The organism is Dyadobacter subterraneus (assembly GCF_015221875.1).
Taxonomy (GTDB): domain Bacteria; phylum Bacteroidota; class Bacteroidia; order Cytophagales; family Spirosomataceae; genus Dyadobacter; species Dyadobacter subterraneus.
Window position 1 is genome coordinate 2,328,149 of record NZ_JACYGY010000001.1, and the last position, 16,972, is coordinate 2,345,120.

General features: G+C 42.0%; 12 protein-coding genes. 6 read left to right on the plus strand and 6 right to left on the minus strand.

The window, feature by feature from the left end; genetic code table 11:
* Window positions 1–72: 72 nt before the first annotated feature.
* Window positions 73–1,266, plus strand: coding sequence for a thioredoxin family protein (locus tag IEE83_RS09665; RefSeq protein ID WP_194120382.1), 1,194 nt, complete (start codon window positions 73–75; stop codon window positions 1,264–1,266).
* 174 nt (window positions 1,267–1,440) lie between these two features.
* On the opposite strand, the gene IEE83_RS09670 is transcribed toward IEE83_RS09665, so the two are convergent.
* On the minus strand, window positions 1,441–2,565 hold the full coding sequence (locus IEE83_RS09670; RefSeq protein ID WP_228101751.1) for a sensor histidine kinase: 1,125 nt from the start codon (window positions 2,563–2,565) through the stop codon (window positions 1,441–1,443).
* A gap of 603 nt (window positions 2,566–3,168) precedes the next feature.
* Here IEE83_RS09670 and IEE83_RS09675 point away from each other — a divergent pair.
* Entirely contained in the window at window positions 3,169–3,798 is a 630-nt protein-coding gene (locus tag IEE83_RS09675; protein WP_194120384.1) for a response regulator, read from the plus strand.
* Between the two features lie 91 nt (window positions 3,799–3,889).
* On the opposite strand, the gene IEE83_RS09680 is transcribed toward IEE83_RS09675, so the two are convergent.
* The 3 genes from IEE83_RS09680 to IEE83_RS09690 form a co-directional block, all read right to left on the minus strand.
* Window positions 3,890–6,649: a DUF4347 domain-containing protein gene (locus IEE83_RS09680; RefSeq protein WP_194120385.1), complete on the minus strand. Its 2,760-nt coding sequence runs from the start codon at window positions 6,647–6,649 to the stop codon at window positions 3,890–3,892.
* Window positions 6,650–7,498: 849 nt separating this feature from the next.
* Window positions 7,499–8,746 (minus strand): sensor histidine kinase, encoded by a 1,248-nt coding sequence (locus tag IEE83_RS09685; RefSeq protein WP_194120386.1) that lies wholly within the window; start codon window positions 8,744–8,746, stop codon window positions 7,499–7,501.
* Window positions 8,747–9,080: 334 nt separating this feature from the next.
* Window positions 9,081–9,353 carry a circadian clock KaiB family protein gene (locus IEE83_RS09690; protein ID WP_194120387.1) on the minus strand — a complete coding sequence of 91 codons (273 nt, stop codon included), beginning with the start codon at window positions 9,351–9,353 and terminating at the stop codon, window positions 9,081–9,083.
* A gap of 584 nt (window positions 9,354–9,937) precedes the next feature.
* Between IEE83_RS09690 and IEE83_RS09695 the strand changes: the two genes are divergently transcribed.
* Window positions 9,938–10,837, plus strand: a complete 900-nt coding sequence (locus IEE83_RS09695) for an SDR family oxidoreductase (protein ID WP_194120388.1) — start codon at window positions 9,938–9,940, stop codon at window positions 10,835–10,837.
* Window positions 10,838–11,392: 555 nt separating this feature from the next.
* Here IEE83_RS09695 and IEE83_RS09700 read toward each other — a convergent pair.
* Window positions 11,393–12,196: an aldo/keto reductase gene (locus tag IEE83_RS09700; RefSeq protein WP_194120389.1), complete on the minus strand. Its 804-nt coding sequence runs from the start codon at window positions 12,194–12,196 to the stop codon at window positions 11,393–11,395.
* A gap of 44 nt (window positions 12,197–12,240) precedes the next feature.
* Window positions 12,241–13,224, minus strand: coding sequence for an aldo/keto reductase (locus IEE83_RS09705; RefSeq protein WP_194120390.1), 984 nt, complete (start codon window positions 13,222–13,224; stop codon window positions 12,241–12,243).
* Window positions 13,225–13,383: 159 nt separating this feature from the next.
* Here IEE83_RS09705 and IEE83_RS09710 point away from each other — a divergent pair, with 159 nt between their 5' ends.
* The 3 genes from IEE83_RS09710 (at window position 13,384) to IEE83_RS09720 (ending at window position 16,789) form a co-directional block, all read left to right on the plus strand.
* On the plus strand, window positions 13,384–14,280 hold the full coding sequence (locus tag IEE83_RS09710; protein WP_194120391.1) for a helix-turn-helix domain-containing protein: 897 nt from the start codon (window positions 13,384–13,386) through the stop codon (window positions 14,278–14,280).
* 614 nt (window positions 14,281–14,894) lie between these two features.
* Window positions 14,895–15,866 (plus strand): NADP-dependent oxidoreductase, encoded by a 972-nt coding sequence (locus IEE83_RS09715; protein ID WP_228101752.1) that lies wholly within the window; start codon window positions 14,895–14,897, stop codon window positions 15,864–15,866.
* A gap of 5 nt (window positions 15,867–15,871) precedes the next feature.
* Window positions 15,872–16,789 carry a helix-turn-helix domain-containing protein gene (locus IEE83_RS09720; protein ID WP_194120392.1) on the plus strand — a complete coding sequence of 306 codons (918 nt, stop codon included), beginning with the start codon at window positions 15,872–15,874 and terminating at the stop codon, window positions 16,787–16,789.
* Window positions 16,790–16,972 lie beyond the last annotated feature (183 nt).

The following is a 16,972-nucleotide window of genomic DNA, read 5'->3' on the forward strand; positions in this document are numbered from 1 at the left end:
GATCAATACGCCCTAATTACAAATTTTTTCGCTAGCTTTATTTAATAGCCAATATTCTATAAAGTCATCGCCATGAAAAGAGTTTTTTACACAATTATCCTGATTTTTTCCGTTTTTGTTTCCTACGCACAGCCCAAGGCTGGCATTAATTTTACAGAAGATTCCTGGGATGAGACTTTGCAGAATGCACAGAGAAGTGGAAAGCAGATCTTTCTTTATGCCCAGACCAAATCCTGCCGTTTTTGCCGGCAAATGGAGCGGGAAGTTTTTACCGATCCAAAGGTCATTGACTTTTACAACACAAATTTTATCAGTTTTAAAATAGATATTGAAGAAGAAGGGATTGGTCAAGCCCTTTCGAAACAATATGGAATTATGGGATTTCCTACTTATGTGTATTTTGACAAAGAGGGCAAGAGGTCTCATCAGACTGGAGCTTTCAAACCATCGGTCGATTTCATTCAGGATGGTAAAAATGCTTCTGATCCAGCTACCGCCTTGTTTCCGTTGCTATCAAAATACGAGTTGGGTGAAAGATCTCCGCAGATGCTGTTAAATTTAAGCAATGCGCTGAGCTATTATATGGTAAAAGACAGTCCGAAAGAAAAGGTTGTAGCGCAGTACCTGGGTACACAATCGGCAGAGGAACTGGAATCGGAAAAAAATCTCAAATTCATTTTTGCAAATTCGACGAACTTTAAAACGCCTGCAAGTCAATATTTTTTAAAATCCCAGGAAAAATTTATTCCGATTTTTGGAAAAGCCGATGTGGATAAGAGAGGCCAAAGAATCATAACGCAGGCGGCATTCACAGCAGGAAGAGAAAATAATTTGGCCCTGCTGAATGAATTGAAAAACACTGCTGCCACCAGCTTTACAGATACATCCAAACTGCTGTCTTTGACCCGGATTTATTTTTATGGAGGAAAACAGGATTGGCAAAGTTATGCAAAGGCAACTTTGCAGTATGGAAAAACAGCCGGTGCCAATGATTGGCAGACGATGTATGAGACAGGCGCATATCTGAAACATTTTGCCAAAGATAAAGAAACCTTAAAAATCGGTGTGCAGATTATGGACAAGGTATTACAACTGCACAAAAACTATGAACATTTATGCATTTATTCAACTCTACAAAACAGAGTCGGGAATAAAGACCTGGCCTTAAAAGCAGCGAAAGAAGCTGTAACGGTGGCCAGGGCGGAAGGGGAGGATGGTAGTGAAGCGCTGGAACTTATTGCTGAGTTAAAGGCAGTGAAGAAATAACACATCAGGGTTTTTATGTCTGGTGGTTTTCAAAGTTAACCCTGAGAACCACCATACCCGAAGGTGGTTGCAAAATCCGGGTTGCAACCACAGTATTAAGATCTTCCTCTGTCAAATGCGCGAAATCGATTTCATCACTTGGCTTACTAATTTATATACCAGGAGATAATGCCATCAGCTATTTTCGCCTGGTGTTGGAATACGAAGTGCAACATGAATTCCTTCCGGATCAGAATACATATGTAGGCCTATGTTCAATATGCCGGCAATTTCTTTAACAAGTAAAAGACCTATGCCCTGAATCTCGGTTAAATCACTTGGGGTAATGGTATTATCAGTATTGGTCTTCATATTTATCCATGCCACGATTTGGCTGGAGATCTCAATTCCTGGATTGCTTATGGTAAGCAAGGTAAAATCGTCAGTAGTCGTTGAGTGAATTTTTATACTGCCTTCAATAGTGTATTTGTTGGCGTTATCAATCAAATTGTGAACAATTATTCCCAAAAGATTTTTATTAGTCTGAACGATTGTGGTAGGATCTACCTTGATAACCAGTATGTTTTTATTGGTTAAGATGCTCCCCTCAAAAACCGAAGCCTTATCTTCGATCAGATCCCTTAAAATAATGTTTTCTGCCGTTTCCAGGTGCTGTTTGACTGGCAGCTTTACAAAGTCCAAATTATTTTTAATCAAAACCAGCATATTTTTAAGTGATTTGCTTAACTCGTCAGCGTATCGTTGAATTGTAGCAGAATCTTCTTTTGCAGCTGCCAAATAAGCAATCTTTTCTGAGACAGTTACAGCAAATTTAAATGGCCCTTTAATATCATGATTAAACGAGGCAAGCAACCTGGATTGAATGTACAACTGATGTTCAAGTTCTTTTTGGGAGTTTTGTACAGAAACAAGTGATTGATGAAGGGCTCGTGTCCGTTCTAAGACAGCGTTCTCCAGCAAACGGTTTTGTATCTGAACTTTTTGCATCGCTAATTTTTGCTTTTCCTTCTGAGCCGTGCGGGCCTCCAAATCTTTTTGGACATAATACGCGCCCGGAATTAGTATGATGCTCATTAAAACACCCCTGCTGGATAACATCAGAATTCTCACAAATAAGGGATTAGTTGCTGTTCTGAAAGGGAAATCTTTAAAAATAGGATTGAAGGTGAAGAAAAATATATTTGAAAGTGCGCAGCAGCAAAGTAACGATAAGGCTATTTTTTGCCATAGAGCAAGATTTAGGTTTTTCTGGATGGCAACAATACAATGCCAACAGGTTAAGCTCATTAAAAAAATCACAACCTCGGACCCTAATAAATTAACGGGATCTTTCCACTGTCCTTCTGAAATTCTGGCAGGTAATACAAAAATTGGAATAGAGGCGGCAAGAATTAAACCAGCCTTGTTTTGATAATTCTTCATTAATTCAATAAATAAGTAAAATTGCAGACACCCGCTGCGGCTCAGTTCGTGAAATTATCGTTTTACAAATTATGATCTGATCAGCATCCTATAAATTTCTTTCACAAAATTCGGCTTTGGCGGCGCGGGGCCTGTCGTTAAAGATGGCGATTTCAAGTTGATTTTGCTGCAAAATAAAAGGCCGAAAAGCTGTTTAAAATTTTGAGGTAGTTTTCACGACAGGATTTTTAGCGCAATTTTACAACTTAAAGTTGTAGGTTTAGGAACAAAATCTATATTGCGTATCGTTGCTTTTTGTAGCCAGCAATTTTGAAGTGAGCATTTCACTGTTGTCTCAAATAGCTAATTTTTGTAATACAGGATTGGATTCTTTCTTCCTGACTGGCTACAAAGTGAAAATTTAAAAGGACACGTTGTTTTTAATAGCGCGTATTAATTTATCATATTGAAGGATTGGTCTCATAAGGGACATTAGCTGTTATGCGTAAAATATTAATAGTCGATGACCATCGAATGACTTGCCTGGGCATGGCGATACTTTTAGAAAGAGTGGTCGAAAAGGCTCAGGTTTTCTTTGCAGATTCTTTTATGGGTGCCCTTGCTCAGCTTCAAACAACTCAAATGGAGCTGGTTATTCTTGATCTTGGAATTCCGGGAGGCCATGGTACGGCGATGATAGAAGCTCTGCGCAAACAGCAGCCTGATGTACGGATTCTGGTTTGTACTGGCAGAGATGAACTGCTTTTTGCGGTACCTTATATAGCAGCTGGTGTGAACGGCTTTCTTCATAAAAGCAGCAGCGATGAACAAGTTCTAATGGCTATCGGTATGGTGATAGAAGGCAGACAGTATGTCAGCGGATTGGTTCAGCAAAAGATATTGAGAGACGCCCTTCAAGGCCATCAAGAGAAAAACCCGCTTGAATCACTCTCCGCACGTGAAAATCAGGTTCTTCAGCTTCTATTAGCCGGGAAATGGACCAAGGAAATTGCCGATGAGCTGAATCTGAAATTTTCAACCGTAAGTACCCAGAAGACGAAAATTTTTCAAAAGCTGGCCGTAGAAAACATAGTGGATATGGTTAGAATAGTGGATCGCTATCAATCTTAACCACCGTAATGTTAACAGCTCTGGTTAATTTCTAAAACCAGGCAGATAATTGAGTCTGCTCGGTTTTAGAAATTAATTAATCTGACTATGCTTAGTTTAAGCTAAACTTTCGCCGTATCAGGTCTGAACCCACACGGTACTGAATAATGTAAATGCCCGGAGATGCTACTGGATCAATATCAAACTGGTATTTGTCGGCATGTTTGGTGGTTTTTACCTTTACTTTGTTTCCTTTTAGATCGTTAATCTGCACAGATTCAATTGCGAAATAATTATAGATATACACTGTGTGCTTTATACCCGGATTCGGAAAGATGGTGTGTTCATTTTCTCCGTACGGCCGGTAGACCTGCACAATCCGCGAATAAGCCGCGCTGCCATCGAGATCGATCATTTTGAGACGGTAATAACTATGGCCCCTACCGGCTGAAATATCAGTAAATCTGTACCGGTTCAAACCGCCGTTGACATTGCCGATACTTGTAAAACCTGCGGTCAGATCCAAAGTTCTTTCGATACTAAACCTGTCAAAACCTTTTTCCTGAGCCGTCTCCCATTCGAGCATGTTGCCCTCCGTACTGGTTTTGGCCGTGAACGAAATCAGCGTCACTGGCAAAGGTGTGCAGGCAGCAGTGGCATTGTTGATGGCCTTTTCGTAAGTATAGCTGCCCGCATAAACCCCCGCGGCCCCGGTCTCAAAGCGGTCATCAAACCCATTACCGTTCTGATCCTGGAAGCTGGAAGCGGCAACTTGTGAGGACAATGCAGCAGATTCGCCGCCAGCATTACTTACGCTGATGTTTGAGAAGGGCACGCTTGTGAAACTAGCCACTACGGCTGCTTCCTGCGAATCCGGGCAACCATCACCATCGCTGTCCAGATCAAGTCGGTTGACTATACCGTCATTGTCTGTATCCAGGTCTGCTGGCAGCGGGCAACTCTTAAGATTTACATCCTTCCAGATGGCTTCACTAGCACCTCCGTGGGTTTGGTCGGACAAATCAGTCAGAGTAAAGGATGCCACACCCTGTAAAGTTGTTGGCAATGTCAGGATATAGGGAGTGGTTACGCTGGCCTGTGGTATAACTACGTTGTCAGCCTGGTAGAGCAGCTGATTTGTGCTGTTGTAAAATTTGATTGAAGCAATGTTTGTTACCTGCCCGTCAGTCAAAACGCTGCCGCCATTGGAAAAGAACTGAAATTCGGTAACCTGATCAAGCGGTGTATTATAGGTATAGGTTATCGTCCCGATCAGGTTTGCGTTATTGGTCGGGCTGCCACCAAAGGTAGTCAGTTTATTATCATAGGTGTTAACTAGCTCCCTTCCTGTCGGAAAGGCATTAACCGGGGAAACAATGGCCGCTGAGGCGTTACTCGGATAATGTAAACTGCACGGAGATACTGTCGATTCGGCCAGGTCCAGTATGCCATCATTGTCGTCATCCAGATCGACTGAATCTGCAATTCCATCTGCATCGCTGTCGAGCTGTGTGATACAGGCGGCGTTGGAGTTATCGGTGGCCTTTGTGTAAGTGTAGGTCCCTGCATACGAGCCAGCGGTTGAGGTCTCAAGTCTGTCGTCAAACCCATTGCTGTTTTTATCCTGGAAAGTGCCTAGATTAATTTGCGACAATAGCGCAGCCTGTGTTCCGCCAATGTTGGTTACATTGGTGCTTGCAAAAGGAATTCGTGTGAAACTAGCCACTACGGCTGCTTCCTGGGAATCCGGACAACCGTCACCGTCGCTATCCAGATCAAGCCGGTTGACGATACCATCGTTGTCTGTGTCGATGTCTCCGCTGGACATGACGCAGGTCTTGATATTGACCTCTTTCCAGATGGCTTCACTCGAGCCTCCATGTGTCTGGTCTGATAAATCAGTCAGGGTAAATGATGACACCCCCTGTATAGGGGTAGGAAAGGTAAGCACATAAGGGGTTGATACGCTGGCCTGAGGAATGATCACATTATCTTCCTGGTATAGCAACTGATCGGCGCTGTTGTAAAATTTGATTGATGCGATGTTTGTTACTTGCCCGTCATTAAGAACGCTGCCGCCATTGGAAAAGAATTGAAACTCTGTTACATTATTAAGTGGCGTGTTGTAGGTGTATCGAACAGTTCCTGTTAATTGAGCTGTTCTTTGCGCCGCGCCGCCATACGTTCCAAGGTCATTGTCATAGGTATTGACCAGCTCTCTTCCAACCGGAAATTCGGTAGTGGACGAAACAATATCTGTTGTTGCACTGGCCGGATAGTGCAGACTGCAGACCAGTGCCGGCGTCACCGATTCTTCGCTATCCAATATGCCGTCATTATCATCATCAAGATCCAGCGAATCTGGTATACCGTCTTGATCAGAATCAATATTAGGAATTTGCTGTAAATCAAATGGGTAGTTGCCAGGATTCAATACCTGGTCGCCGGGCGAACCAACTTCCAGGTCCCAGTCCCCGCTTTTGCCGGTAATATTATCCGAGGCGGCAATAGCTACTTTTAGGGTTTTCTGCAAATATGCAACAGCTGCGTGACCATCAATGCCCTTTCCATACTCACATCCATAAATATTGATCAGTCTGATACCTGGGTTCTTTTTGATTTCCTTACACAGCAATGTGGCAACTTTTGGAGCATCGAGCCATTGGCCGTCAATCAGTAATTGTCCGGGCCGTCCGTGTGAGACGAAATGCAGTGTACCAGCTTGTGCTGCTTTTAATGCTTCTAAGATTTGTCTTTTCCCCTCAACTTGTACATCAATATAATGCAAGGCAAAAGAAGGACTTGATAGAATAAGGAATAGAAATGCCAGCCTTAGCGCTATGCTATTTTTTCGACGGAAATGTTTTCTCATAAGTGTTAAGTAAAAAATGGAAAGATTAAAATATGTGAAGTAGGGAATAATTTTTGCGCTGAAAATTCTCAAACTGGTGCATTTGAATGAGTTTGCCGCACATGATCCGAACTCTATAAATGTACTTGGCAGACAAGTACCTTGCGTTTGTAATCACAGCGCTACTGTCTGTCCAGTGAAAAGAATTTAAGTGTTCCCTCATCCCCTTCAGCGCCAATTTGAGACATATTTGAATACGGGAACTTGGAAAGTACAGTTTTCAGTAGCAACGTTCCGCGTTGAGCTTGGCTGCTGAAATGGATCACAATAAGGTTGGGAGATGAGCTCTGCTGCCTTGCCGGGAAATAATTGTCTCATAGTGTCGTTGAGTAGTGTAAACAGTGGCATTCTAATATCAGTATCCTTGTTCGCTGAATTAATCGTTTGTTTTAAAAAGGAACCAATATCCGCTTAATTACAAAACCAGCAAGGATTTGTGCACGGACTTTTATCTGTGAGATTTGCAGCCACCCGCGATGTATTAGCGCTAGTTTGGATCTGACCAGGCAAACTTATTAACGTTTATGCTCTAAATAAATAGTCATATGACTATGACTTAAATAGAAATATTTCTGATAGTATTTGCGACAAAAAACGCACAGTTTTGTAGATTTCATTTGATTACGATTTGTCCCGGATTTTGCTGCCGGTAATCAGGATACGTTGGAAAATTATAAGGAATATTTGTTTTGGTGTGAAACGATTAGGCAGCGAAGACACGGCCGGAAAGATGGTGAATCCAAGCTTAAAAAAACGTTAAAACTGTTCGTCTTTGACTTTAATTTTAACAGCAGATTAAAAAATGTTTGATTAAATAACCTTCTTCCCCATCTCGTTAAAAGTTAATTGGGCGGTTACCAAACCTTCGCTGATCCCGATTGAAAAGTTGATACCAAGCAGCGTACAGATGTTTCTGGCCAGAATTAGACCAATGCCCTGATTTTCGTTTTGGTCAGGTCTTTTTTGCCATTGTGAAGCGGCTCTGGTATCTAAGTCTTCTACAAACGTTTCTGGAATTGTTAAGACACTATTTTCAATAAACAGTGTATATTTTCCATCTATTGTCTTCATTTTTATCGAAATGACTCCATTTTGGGTATACCGGGCAGCATTGTCAAGAAGATTATGTAGCACCACTGCAAGCAGGTTGTAATTGGTATATGTGGTTAGGTCATTTTCGAAATCTAAAAGAAGTCTGTTGTTTTTCTGGCTAATTATTCCTTCAAACAACAGGACTTTTTCATTGATAAGTGCAGGAAGATCAATGTGTGTCAACAAGATCGATTCGCTGCGTACCTGTGTTTTTGTAAATTCAAGAAGATTATTCATGAAAGCGGACATGCTGATCAATGTTTTGTGTAATTCCTTGCTAAACTGGCTTGCTTCATTAAACCGGCCTGTCTCTAAAAGTTGATTTATTTTGTTCGCAACAATGATCACATAAGTCAAAGGTGAGCCCACATCGTGTGTTACCGATGCTACCAAACGGGAAAGTAAATAAACCTGATTGTCAAGTTTGCTTTCTGATTCCCTTAGTGAAAAAAGTGTATTCTCAAGCGTTCTCGTACGTTCGCTTACCACGGTTTCAAGCAACCTATTTTGCTCTTCTGAGGCTTTCATACGTCTTTTTTCTGCATCGAGCTCTGCTAAGTGTGACTGACGCTCATTTTCAAAAAGAAAAGCTATTGGAACGATCACCAAACCCACCAATAACCCTCGGATTGAAAGACGAAGTGTGGCAAAAGCAAGTGGGTAATGCCGCATTGGCGTTGTCGGGTAATCTTCAAAGAAAGGATTGAATGTCCAATAAAATATGTTTGAGATGACAGCACACAATAAAAGCGAAAGAGCAATCTTCTGCCATTTTTGAAGCTTGGATTGAAGTTGGGCAAAATAAGTGACGCACCAGGTAGTAAAGCACATTGTCCAAATCACGAGCTCGGATCCAACCAGATTGGATGGGTCGTTTCCCTGTCCTTCTGAAATCCTGACTGGAAGTACTGCAACCGTTAGTAAAGTGGCGATGAGCACGCCAAGGACAGGTTTGTATTTTTTCATAACGGGCGTTGTGGTAGTAGTGCGAAGGTAAACATTTGGACTTAAACGAAGAGCACTGCAAGCATGAGCCGATCTTTTATACAATGAGCAATCAGATCACCTGAAAAACTGCGTGGATAAATCTTTCACAAATCATCGCGCTAAAATCCTGATTCATCAACCGCTGATCTTGGGCGTCAAGAGTATTTTTCCCTGAGGGTAATTCTCTTATTTGCCGGGTATGAAAACCTGTAATTGCGAAGGGCGGCATTTCCAACCGTTCGTTGAATGATCGATTAAAAGACGGTTCAGGTTCAAGGAACTACCATCCAGCAAATCCAGCAGCGGTTCATACTTAAACCACTTTTAATAGCTTAACAACTTTTTGCTCATCAGATAAATCCCCGATAAGTTTGATTGCGGGGGAGGGCGCTAGCCTGACCAGTGTCGGAATGACCACTATACTGTCCCTTTCTGCTAACTGTGGCGATAGTCTCAAATCAATGACTTCTATCTCATAATTTATCTGGTAATTTTTGCAGTAAAGTTTCAAGTTTTCAAAAGCTGTTATGGATTTATGACTATTCCCAAAAGTGTATAGTTTAAATTTCCATCGTATTTCACTCATTTTATTTGATTTTGCGCTTCGCCATCATCTTTTCAAACCCTAATAGCACGTAAAACTATGAACAATTTGTATAAATGAGCAGGTCCAACAAAAAATTCTTTGTCGTGTGAACTTTGCTGCCATCCGAATCTATCTTGTTCATTCCTGGTAAATAGGCGCCAACGGAAAGAACTATACTGACGGAACTAAACCAGTTACAGTGCCAAGATCAACTCACTGGAACAATGATAAATACTTGATTTCTAGACACTTTGGTAAATGATGTTATTACTCCCGAAGATGCAGGATTTTATGCTGCCGCCATATTTGAGTAGTATACTCATCTCCAACTATTGTTTCTATTCGGAAAGGCTTAATGGTTTTAGTTTAGAAATAAATATTTACCGGGCGACAGCCGCCAATAAAATTTTTTGATGATCCCTTAAACGACTGGCAAAGTTTTATTAAGGGACAGGCCCAGAGAGGTTCATCCTTAAACCGCGCCTCGATTTCAGAGGGTTTAAGTTGTAATGCCAAGTTTAAGCGCATGGCTTTTTTAACATGTGGATAATTATATCCTATTTATTTAACTTAATTTAATAATTATGGCTGATTCAATAAACGCATCACTTCAAAATCCGGTTGATAGATACCCCAAACCGCCTTTTAATAAACAACCCCAACAAGTGCCGGGCTTGGCTTCGAAAATGGATCCAAGGCCTGATCACGGCGAAAAAAGCTACAAAGGATCAGGACGGCTATCAGGTAGAAAAGCGCTGATAACCGGAGGTGATTCCGGGATAGGGCGGGCGGCCGCCATTGCTTATGCCCGCGAAGGTGCTGATGTTGTTATCAATTATTTGCCACAGGAACAGTCAGATGCTGACGAAGTGATTGCCCTCATTCAAGCGGAAGGTAAAAATGGATATGCAATCGCCGGCGATATAACAAGCGAGACTTTTTGTCAACAACTAGTAGAAGAAGCGGTACAGAAATTGGGTGGTTTGGACATCCTCGTCAACAATGCAGGGCACCAGCAGGCGGTGGACTCTTTGCTCGACCTTACATCAGAGGGTTTCGATGCTACAATCAAGACGAATATTTACGCTCCTTTCTGGATTACCAAGGCCGCACTGCCGCACCTTGCAGCAGGATCTGTGATCATTTCCACTTCGTCGGTACAAGCTTACGATCCATCCGAAAATTTATTTGACTATGCCCAGACAAAGGCTGCCAATGTTGCCTTTGTCAAATCACTGGCCAAGCAGTTGGGTCCCAAGGGTATTCGGGTGAATGGTGTAGCGCCTGGCCCGGTATGGACACCGCTCCAAGTAAGCGGAGGCCAACCACAAGAAGCAATAACAAAATTCGGCGGGGCCACGCCCCTGGGTAGACCGGGACAGCCGGCCGAGCTAGCTTCTATTTTTGTGCAGCTGGCAGATGCAGAGGCGAGTTTTGCAACCGGGCAGATCTATGGTGCTGCCGGTGGTAATGGGCATCCCTGAGACTAAAATGACCAACAATAAAAATAGGAGTAAGCTTTGGCCTAAGCCAATTTTTATATTTTGCGGCGCAAAAAGAAAAGCTTTGGTTTCTTTGATACTGTTATAAACAGTTAAAAGCTGGAATTTATTAATCTTTGATTATAATGCTACCTTTACGTTTATCAGAGCAATATTTCTGATAGAGGAGGGTTTAGAAAGAGCAGCGAATATTTCGCTGCTCTTTTTTAATTGCGGCAGTTTATCTCGCCTTCTTTTGTATGAATTTTTGCAGTCGCTCGTTCCAAATCCATAATTCGGGGGTGCAACCAGGAGCGTCATAATAAAATCCGGATGATTCGGGATGATTTATAGAGCTTTGCCCCGGCGGTGCGTAATTCGCGTTTTATCCGACTACAGAAGCTGTTGATTTTAGATAGGCTTATTTAATGAAAATGTTGAACTGGAAAACTTCGGCCCGAGAAAAGCCGCTTCAACCGGCGGAATATAGTGGATGTTTATAGCGCGTTAAACGCAAAGTCATAGCAATCCCGATTTAAAACAGGACGAGCTGGTTTTTTAAACATGATAAATAAGCCCGCTACCTTTATCCAGCGATTTGATAGTTGTCATATCATCGGAGGATAACTCAAAATCAAATACATTGAAATTTTCTTTTATCCTTTTTGCATTTGCTGATTTAGGAATAACCACAATTTCTTTTTGAACCAACCACCGAAGAACCACCTGGGCAACCCTCTTATTGTATTTGTTTGAAAGCGCTTTTAAAAGTTCATTATTAAAAAGATTGTTTTTGCCCTGGGCAAAGGGAGCCCATGACTCCAGCTGTATGCCCTCAGATTTCAAATCTTTCTGCATTTCTGTTTTCTGGGAAAATGGATGTGTCTCCACTTGATTGACTGCTGGTATGACCCTATGCTGTGTAATTAAATCCTTAATCTGATTCATGTTAAAATTACTTACACCGATAGCCCTTACTTTACCTTCTCTATACAAATCTTCCATCGCTGCCCAGGCGGCATTTACGTCTCCTTGTGGGAGGTGAATCAAGTACAGATCAATATAGTCAAGACCCAATTTTTTTAGCGATGTTTCAAAGGCGCGCTTTGCGTTTTCATAGCCGGGATTCACGGGCAAGAATTTGGTGGTCACAAAGATTTCCTCTCGTTTAATATTACTTTTTTTAATCGCTCTGCCCACTGGTTCCTCGTTATAGTATGCCGCAGCTGTGTCGATTAGTCTGTACCCAAAGCTTAAAGCATTGAGCACAGACTGTTCACATTTTAAGCCGTCCCGGAGCAGGTAAGTACCAAAACCAAGCAGCGGCATTTTTATGCCGTTATTTAACGTTATGTTCATCATATTACTGGTATCTGTATGTTTTTCTATAAATTTTTATGATTTGCCTACCTGCCTTGCAAGCCTGCCATGCTTGCAGGATAGCGTTCTCCCTGAAGGATGATATTGTCCAGAGCCTTTTGGATATTGGCTAAATCATGACCGCTTAAGGAAATGTTTGCACCACCGATATTTTCTTCCAAGCGAGTCGTTTTTGTAGTTCCTGGAATCGGTACAATCCATGGCTTTTGAGCCAGAAGCCAGGCCAATGCAATCTGCGCCGGCGTTGCTTTCTGTTCCTCCGCTAACTTAGTTACCAGGTCAACAATGGTTTGATTTGCTTCGCGGTTTTCTTTGGAATACCGGGGAAAGATATTCCTGGCGTCGGTCTTGTCAAATTCAGTTTCTGAATTCATCTTACCGGTTAAAAATCCTTTTCCCAACGGGCTGAACGGAACGAAACCAATACCTAATTCTTCAAGCAATGGAATGATTTCTGTTTCAGTTTCGCGCCAGAACATGGAGTATTCACTTTGCAGGGCAGTCACGGGTTGTACCGCATGCGCTCTTCGTATACTTTCCAGACCGGCTTCGCTCATGCCGAAGTATTTTACTTTGCCTTCGGCAATAAGATCTTTTACGGTTCCGGCAACGTCTTCAACAGGCACATCCGGATCTACGCGGTGCTGATAAAACAAGTCGATATAATCAGTTTGCAGATTTCGGAGCGAATTTTCCGCTACCTGCCTGATGCGCTCCGGACGACTATCCAAACCAGCTGTGACCTTGCCGTTTTTAAAGCCAAACTTGGTAGCGATGATTACCTTGTCACGTACATCATGCAATGCTTTTCCTACCAACTGTTCATTGGCTCCTTGTCCATACACTTCTGCGGTATCAAAGAAAGTAACGCCCGAAAAATAAGCTTTTTGAAGAAGTGCAATTGCATCGTTTCCATCTGTTGCAGGACCATAGCCAACGCTAAGCCCCATGCAGCCAAAACCTATTTCGGACACTTCTAGTCCTGAGCTTCCTAGTTGTCGTGTTTTCATTTGTAATTTTGTATGTTTTCCTGCTGGCAAAATAGTGAAAGTAGGGCGAGCCGTTTTGTATACAGATTACGGGTTTTACTACCAGTTTTACTGATTGGAAAGGCAGGCGTAAAAAAGCTTGCGGGAACTTGTAATATTGTAACGTTAAAAGAATAAGACATGGAAGAGATTGTAAAAATTCGCAGCGTCGCGCAATACAATGCCATAAGGGGCATAATGACTAAACATCCCCTGGTTACAGTGATTGACCTCTCGAAAGCGCAGCCGATGCCTGCCAAAACATTCAACTTTGGGTTGTATGCAGTGGGCCTGAAAGAAACAGACTATGGCCAGTTGCGCTATGGAAGAAAGCACTATGACTACCAGGAAGGAAGTTTGATATTTATAGCGCCGGGACAGGTGATAGGCGTGCAACCCGGCGTTGAACCATTTGCCCCAAAAGGCTGGGTATTGCTCTTTCATCCTGACCTGATAAACGGAACTCCGCTGGGCAAACACATTCAGGATTATTCTTTCTTTTCGTATGATGTATATGAAGCGCTTCATTTGTCGGATAAAGAGAAGAGTATTGTGATTGACTGCTTCTTAAAAATCCAGTATGAACTCGATCAAAATATAGACAAGCACAGCAAAGTACTGATTTCATCCAACATAGAGTTGCTGCTCAATTACTGCACCCGTTTTTACGATCGTCAGTTCATTACGCGCGACATGGCAAACAAAGGAATTCTGGAACGTTTTGAATCTTTGTTGAAAGACTATTTTTCATCCGATAAACCGCAGAACGAAGGCTTGCCTTCCGTAGCTTTTTGCGCCGAAGCCTTACATTTATCACCCAACTATTTTGGTGACCTGGTCAAGAAAGAAACCGGGACATCTGCTCTTGAATATATTCAGTCAAAAGTTATAGATGTGGCCAAAGAGAGGCTTTTTGACATGAATAAATCCTCGAGTGAAATTGCCTACGAACTTGGCTTTAAATACCCGCAGCATTTCACCCGTTTATTCAAACAAAAAGCAGGCGTTACGCCAAATGATTACCGGATGATGAATTAAATGAGATCATTAGAAATTCATTTTTTTTAAATTTCAAGTTTACAGCCAGCCCGATCATTAGCCATTGTTGATCAATATATTAACAATGAAAGCAAATTTACTTCCTAATTAAACATAACTTCCGTACAAAAAATGGGCTCTACTTTATTGAATCCACAGGGACTGTTCGCTGGCAGACAACAGGAATGATGGATTGCTACTGATCCGGAAAGTAGAGACTGAGTTGATCTCTTGCTTTTGAAGAAGACAGTTTCGGGAAGTCCTGGGGTCTTTAAGGGAAGGTCACTTGTTCTCAGTGCTTACAATAAGCTGTTATATCAGGGAACCAACTCTGTTCGTTGTCAATTATTCCCTGAGTTTATTAAACCAATCTGGAACGGGTAGGATTATGACTCAACCGAATGGTTGGCATTTAATATTTTCAATGTGTCTTTCTCAGCTTTTTGCGATCATTACATATCACTAAAATACCGACATTATTACAACAACCTCTCGGAAGGCTTTGAATAAACTTAATTGTATAAGTCAAGTACAGTCACCTATTTGGTTAAAACAAAGGGCATTTTGGCTGAATTTATCACAATGTCATTGCGGACTTTTGTATAAAAAAAGCAATGATGAAAGCAATTAGAATTGAGGAGTTTGGAGGACCGGAAGTGATGAAAATTGTTGAGGTTGAACGTCCTGTTCCCGCAGCAGATGAGATTTTGGTAAAAGTTTACGCTGCAAGTGTAAACCCGGCAGATTACATTGTACGACAAGGTGGAAATGAGGGTCTGAAACCACTTTTGAAATTACCCTTGGGACTAGGCCTTGATGCGGCAGGCATTATAGAAGAGGTGGGAAGCAAAGTAATAGAATTTAAAAAGGGTGACCGGGTTTATGGAGTTCCTAATTATTTGGATGGCAGCTACACACAATATCTTGCAGCGAAATCTAACCAATTCGGGCTTATGCCAGGCACGTTAAACTTCAACGAAGCCGGTTCATTACCGGCCTGCGCGCGTATGGCCTATAACGGTATGGTACAGAAGGCAAAGGTGCAACCCGGCCAGCGGGTACTGATTCATGGTGCGGCAGGAGGTATTGGAAATTTGGCGCTGCAATTTGCAAAAGCCTATGGTGCCTATGTTATTGGTACGGCATCTGCGCATAATGCTGAATTTTTAAAAGAGCTGGGTGCTGATGAAGTAATTGACTATAACACCCAAAACTTTGAGGAAATTTTAAGAGATATCGATGTGGTATTCAATGCGACCCATACCACCACTGTTGATGAAGCATTACGTCTAAGGTCTGTTAAAGTTTTAAAAGAAGGCGGTATCTTTGTATGCACGCATGGGGGGTGGCCTAGCGAGGAATTTAAGGAATTATTGGCCCGTAAAAATGCGACTGTTTCCATGGCTGGGGTTGATATTAATCACCAGCAAATTTTCAACGAAGTAGCAAAGCTTGTTGACGCTGGAAAAGTGAAGGCCGTAATCAGTAAGGTTTATCCATGGGAGCAGGCAGCCGATGCACACCGGGATATAGAAACGAAACATGCCCGGGGAAAAATTGTGCTGGAAATTCGTCAGGAAAAATAAAATATATGGTACACTATAAATCTATTAGCGAATGGTTTCAGGCCTGGCATCTGGCAAAGCCTGAACACCCGCTCATCAGTGTGATCAAGGTAGATGTTTCCACCATGATGCGCAGTGGCGATACAGTGACCTCTTTTTGCGACTTTTTTTGTATCGCTTTAAAACGGGTTACGGGCGCAGAAGATCTCAAATTGAAATACGGACAGCAGATCTATGATTTTAATGAAGGGATTCTGTCTTTTCTGTCACCCGGCCAGGTAACAAGCCTTGCCATCGAAAGAGACATCGAAGTGAAGCAGTCGGGATGGTATCTGGTTATCCATCCTGATTTCCTTTGGAACACACCGTTAGCCGGAAATATAAAACGATATGAGTTTTGGGATTATGCTGCAAACGAAGCCTTATTTCTTTCGGAAAAAGAAGAAGATATTATCATCAGGATCATTCAGAATATACATGGCGAAACACATGCTAATATTGACAAATTCAGCAAGCAGATCATCATATCACAGTTGGAAAGCCTGCTCAACTATGCTGAGCGTTTCTATAACCGCCAGTTTATTACGCGTGAAAAGGCTAATCACCAGATACTTGATCGCCTCGAAAAAGCATTGAATGATTATTTAAACAGCGGCCAACCTGCTATTAAAGGTCTTCCGACCGTAAACGATATGGCCAGCATGCTTCATATCACCCCAAAATACCTGAGTAGCCTGTTAAGAATTCATACGGGGCAAAATACCCAGCACTACATACATGAAAATCTGATTAAAAAGGCCAAGGAAAGAATATCGACCAGTGAGCTTTCTATTAGCGAAATCGCTTATGAATTAGGATTTGAACATTTGCAATCGTTTAGCCGGTTGTTTAAAGCGAAAACGCAGCTTTCACCCCTGGCATTCAGACATTCGTTCAAACACTAGCTATTAGAATTTACGCATAGAAAGATTAACAGGTAATAATCGTAACTGCAATCTGTATTGGAACCTCTATAATTGTTTTCAGTTACCAAAGGCTGCCATGAGAACTAGTCAGCTGAGGAAAGAGGGTATTCAATTTCCTGGCACAACATGCCAGGAAGATGGCGCAATCGCCCCCTTAATTTG

Excerpts from the sequence above, each read along its gene's own strand:
- IEE83_RS09665 (WP_194120382.1), top strand. The coding sequence starts at position 73 with ATGAAAAGAGTTTTTTACACAATTATCCTGATTTTTTCCGTTTTTGTT.
- IEE83_RS09675 (WP_194120384.1), top strand. The coding sequence starts at position 3,169 with ATGCGTAAAATATTAATAGTCGATGACCATCGAATGACTTGCCTGGGC.
- IEE83_RS09680 (WP_194120385.1), bottom strand. The coding sequence starts at position 6,649 with ATGAGAAAACATTTCCGTCGAAAAAATAGCATAGCGCTAAGGCTGGCA.
- IEE83_RS09685 (WP_194120386.1), bottom strand. The coding sequence starts at position 8,746 with ATGAAAAAATACAAACCTGTCCTTGGCGTGCTCATCGCCACTTTACTA.
- IEE83_RS09690 (WP_194120387.1), bottom strand. The coding sequence starts at position 9,353 with ATGAGTGAAATACGATGGAAATTTAAACTATACACTTTTGGGAATAGT.
- IEE83_RS09695 (WP_194120388.1), top strand. The coding sequence starts at position 9,938 with ATGGCTGATTCAATAAACGCATCACTTCAAAATCCGGTTGATAGATAC.
- IEE83_RS09700 (WP_194120389.1), bottom strand. The coding sequence starts at position 12,196 with ATGATGAACATAACGTTAAATAACGGCATAAAAATGCCGCTGCTTGGT.
- IEE83_RS09705 (WP_194120390.1), bottom strand. The coding sequence starts at position 13,224 with ATGAAAACACGACAACTAGGAAGCTCAGGACTAGAAGTGTCCGAAATA.
- IEE83_RS09710 (WP_194120391.1), top strand. The coding sequence starts at position 13,384 with ATGGAAGAGATTGTAAAAATTCGCAGCGTCGCGCAATACAATGCCATA.
- IEE83_RS09715 (WP_228101752.1), top strand. The coding sequence starts at position 14,895 with ATGATGAAAGCAATTAGAATTGAGGAGTTTGGAGGACCGGAAGTGATG.
- IEE83_RS09720 (WP_194120392.1), top strand. The coding sequence starts at position 15,872 with ATGGTACACTATAAATCTATTAGCGAATGGTTTCAGGCCTGGCATCTG.